Source organism: Okeania hirsuta (assembly GCF_003838195.1).
GTDB lineage: Bacteria > Cyanobacteriota > Cyanobacteriia > Cyanobacteriales > Microcoleaceae > Okeania > Okeania hirsuta.
This window is the reverse complement of the sequence record NZ_RCBY01000404.1, coordinates 1-3,827: the sequence shown is the minus strand read 5'-3', so window position 1 is coordinate 3,827 and position 3,827 is coordinate 1. Positions and strand designations below refer to the sequence as shown.

5 protein-coding genes are annotated in these 3,827 nt (G+C 44.1%); 2 read left to right on the top strand and 3 right to left on the bottom strand.

Annotated elements, in window-relative coordinates; translation table 11 throughout:
* On the bottom strand, positions 1 to 272 hold a 272-nt coding region (locus D5R40_RS38415), incomplete at its 3' end, for a cytidylyltransferase domain-containing protein (protein WP_375339433.1).
* Positions 273 to 2,227: 1,955 nt separating this feature from the next.
* Here D5R40_RS38415 and D5R40_RS41645 point away from each other — a divergent pair.
* Together D5R40_RS41645 and D5R40_RS38410 are read left to right on the top strand one after the other, a co-directional pair.
* Positions 2,228 to 2,353 (top strand): hypothetical protein, encoded by a 126-nt coding sequence (locus D5R40_RS41645; protein WP_282433682.1) that lies wholly within the window; start codon positions 2,228 to 2,230, stop codon positions 2,351 to 2,353.
* Positions 2,350 to 2,679 carry a CBS domain-containing protein gene (locus D5R40_RS38410; RefSeq protein ID WP_205127767.1) on the top strand — a complete coding sequence of 110 codons (330 nt, stop codon included), beginning with the start codon at positions 2,350 to 2,352 and terminating at the stop codon, positions 2,677 to 2,679. The genes D5R40_RS41645 and D5R40_RS38410 overlap by 4 nt, the downstream gene beginning before the upstream one ends.
* 380 nt (positions 2,680 to 3,059) lie before the next feature.
* Here the strand turns inward: D5R40_RS38410 and D5R40_RS30930 are convergent, their stop codons facing one another.
* Together D5R40_RS30930 and D5R40_RS30925 are read right to left on the bottom strand one after the other, a co-directional pair.
* Positions 3,060 to 3,413, bottom strand: coding sequence for a sulfatase/phosphatase domain-containing protein (locus tag D5R40_RS30930; RefSeq protein WP_124155723.1), 354 nt, complete (start codon positions 3,411 to 3,413; stop codon positions 3,060 to 3,062).
* 116 nt (positions 3,414 to 3,529) lie between these two features.
* The coding region (locus tag D5R40_RS30925; protein ID WP_205127766.1) for a hypothetical protein at positions 3,530 to 3,827 on the bottom strand (298 nt) is incomplete at its 5' end.

The following is a 3,827-nucleotide window of genomic DNA, read 5'->3' as shown; positions in this document are numbered from 1 at the left end:
AAACTATCAGTGGCGACAATGACCTCATCCAGCATCTTGGCTTGACGACATCTTTCATAGACTCGGGCAATCATGCTTTTTCCCTGGATGTTTACTAATGGTTTGCCAGGAAATCGAGTTGATTCATACCTTGCCGGAATTACTCCTAGTACTTTCATAAGCGCAAAATAACAAGTAATGGTAAAATAATATCTTTTAAGCCCCTTCTTGTGCGCCCTAAAGCCATTTTCAAAGGCTTTAGAATCAAGAGCGACTAAAAAATCTTTGGCCATAACCTTTGTCTTTGCTCACTCCGCAAGCCTCCAAACAGGCAGGCTTAAAAATCCGGCCCCATTTTTGTACATTACTTACTATATTTGTAGCATACCCCAATTTCGCTAAGATTATTGACCAAAACTATGAGATACTGGGCTATTGTCATCGTACTATGGATGACAGCAAACACTGCACGAGCAACGGGAGACAGTCTCTTCTACCTACTCCCTCAAGATAGCGCTGCTTCTACACATAGGAACTTACCAGGAGAAATTCTTTTATCACACCTTAGAAAAGAAGCAAAACCTTATTCTCTCTAGCTAAATTCTATGGACTAAGAGTCCAAGAACTTTACTACTATAATTCAGGCTTAAAGGGAAAAAAGCGTCTATCAGTAGGAACCCCATCAGAATTCCCATTCGAACACAAAGCTATTTTACGTATACGTACCCCGCTTTCTCTCCCGCTCAACATGCAAGAGTGTACTACGTAGTGAAGAAAGGAGATACGATGTTCCGCATTGCGAAGCACTACTCAGGATGCCGATCGAGGATATAATGGCTGGAATCAATTAAGTAGTACTACCCCTCAAACCGGACAAGTCTTGCATATTGGTGGATCAGTCTCGCTGGAGTCCAGAGGATATCGGAAGAACCCGAATGCGTCCTTATCATCCGCAGGAATGATGCGCTGCAAAAACGATATCTAGAAAAGGTTATTCACGCGAAAGGAAAAAATCGATCCAAGTATTGCCACCTGGCAAAAGACCAGCAACAACGATCAAACTCTTCGCTCTACATCGCAATGCTCGGCCAGACTCGGTCATTGAGATAAACCAACCCATGACCCATCGAACCGTATATGGCCAAGGTAATAGGCTCGATTCCGCCACCGCTTATGAGAATAATGTGGGCGGTTGTGCTCTCCCCCCTAGTGCGAAGCTTCTTGGGGCTAAGGATCCTCGGTTTTTCGTGCAAGTCAAGTATTATCGCTAAGCTATTCAGTTCCTTTTGTTAACAGAACGTCAGGTTTTTCTGAGAAGTTGTTTCTCAACTTCTCCCTTCCTTTCTTTTCTAGTACATTTGCACTTTGAATGGCAAAATAAGATAAAGAATGATATAAAAAACAACATCTAGAGAACCATTGGTAATACACCTTTGTACAATTACACAAAGTAGTCAAAGACGTCCCCGCCACAGTCTTGATGAAGGTAGAGACCTTTAACCCCGGTCACTCCATCAAGGATCGAATGGCACTGAAAAATGTTGGAAGATGCTGAGGCAAGAGGAGATCTACCGCCCGTGGGACCATCATTGAGTGTACCAGTGGTAATACGGGGATGGGCGCAGCCCGGCGGAGCTGTTAAAGGCTACCGAGCCATTTTCACCACAATGATAAGCAGTCAAAGAAAAAGATCGACCTGCTAAAGGCCGTGGAAGCAGAGTAGTCGTTTGCCCAACCAATGTCACTCCCGAAGATGAAGCGCTCTTACTACTCTGTAGCTGAAAGATTAAGTAAAGAGATTCCCAATTCTTACTGGTTCAACCAATACGATAACCTTTCTAATAGACAAGCGCATTACGAGAGCACTGGACCAGAGATTTGGAAGCAGACTGAAGGTAAGGTTACGCACCTAATCGTTCGGTGTTGGCACGGGAGGAACAATTTTCTGGTACTGGCAAGTACCTTAAGGAGCAAAACTCTGATATTAATGTTTGGGAATCGATACTTATGGTTCTGTTTCAAGAAATATCACGAAACGGGCGAATTTGATTGAGAAAGAGATTTATCCATACATCACAGAGGGAATTGGAGAGGAATATTTCTTCCTAAGAATGTGGATTTTGGCGTGATCGATCTTTATCGAAAAAGTCACCGATAAGGATGGCGCGCTAATGGCGAGAAGATTGGCCAAGGAGGAAGGCATTTTGCTAGGATACTCCGCTGGATCCGCCATGGCGGGCTACTGCAGTTGAAGGACAAACTCACCCCAGAAATGTTCGTAGTGGTAGTGATTCATGACCATGGAAGTCGTTATGTGGGAAAAATCTACAATGACGATTGGATGCGTGAAAGAGCTTTCTGGAAACAGAAATGACCGTAAAAGGAGATCTTGGGCAGAAGGATAGCAATGAGTTTCTTTCGGTGAAAACCAGCGATACGGTCCGGGTTGCTTTCGATTTGATGAAATCGAAGGATATCTCACAACTACCAGTAATGGATGAAGGCGAGAACATTGTGGGTTCCTTGACGGGAAAGCAATGTCTTGAGCTTCCTCGCTGGAAAACCCCATGCAGCATTCCGACAAAAAGGTGGCAGATATCATGGAGATCCTTACCGATTGTGTCTCTAGACCTCCCTTTCTCTCAGCTGAACAAATTCATTGATAAAAACCTGGATGCCAGTGCTAGTCAAACAGGCTAGCGGTCAAATGCATATCATTACGCAGTACGATATTATTCAAGCTCTTTAGGGAATATGCCGTATAAAACTAACAAGCCGGAATAGGACCTCTCTCCTACTCCGGCTTATTTTTTGCTTACGCCATTTTCTAAATATGGCCATATCTCCAGTATCATTTTCTGGCAACTGGTAATATTCCTTAAGCGTAACAATTCCTTTTGCAGGCGTTGTTTAAGCTCTGATAAGCTGGATCCTCAGCCAGGTATTTACCTCCAAACTATCAGTGGCCAAATCATAGAGTTCCCAATCGTCAATGTCATGATTAGAAATGGATCAATTTAATAACGATCATCTGCGAACGCCTTCATGTCGTTTGACGTTATGCCAGCCATTTGGATGATTCATAGTAATTGAAGTATACGCTTTTTCTCCACTCTGGGGCAGATGTATCCTCCCCAAATGGTCCGCATCGATTCACCCTGCATATCCTCAGGAATATCTACACCGGCGTAATCTAGAAAGGTGGGTGCAAAATCAAGATTCATCACCAGTTCATCCCGCACTTGTCCTCCCTCAACACCTGCAGGATAACGAATTACCAAAAGGCATGGAAAAGGATTCTTCATACAAAAGCGCTTGTCGTACCATCCATGCTCGCCTAAGTAAAAAACCTTGATCGAAATATAAACGACGATGGTATTTTCCGCAAAACCTTGCTCATCCAAATACGCTAGAACCCGCCCGATATTTTCCATCCACACTAGCTACACTCCCCATGTATCCTGCATATATCGTTGATATTTCCAGATAATGAGATCTTTCCCGGTAGGCGGATTTCTCGAAATGCCTTGCGGAATGAGATCGTAGTTTCTCATCCCAAATCTTTCTTTGTTCGGGGTAAGCAGCCTGCGAAGATTATCCCAGTTCCTTGGGGCGCGGAAGTTGCTAGCACCACCGCCACCTGTCCCAGTTTCTTCGCCATAGTCTTCGGCAGCAACTTCATATCAGATGACATATACATATCTTCAATCCGCATATCCTGGGCGGCGGCGGCCTCTCTTCCTTCATAGTCATCGAACAAAGTAGGAGGCAAAGGATATTCTTTCTGCAAGAACTCGGGAAGGTCCTTCAGGTTTGGCATCCAATTCCGATGTGGAGCCTTATGATGA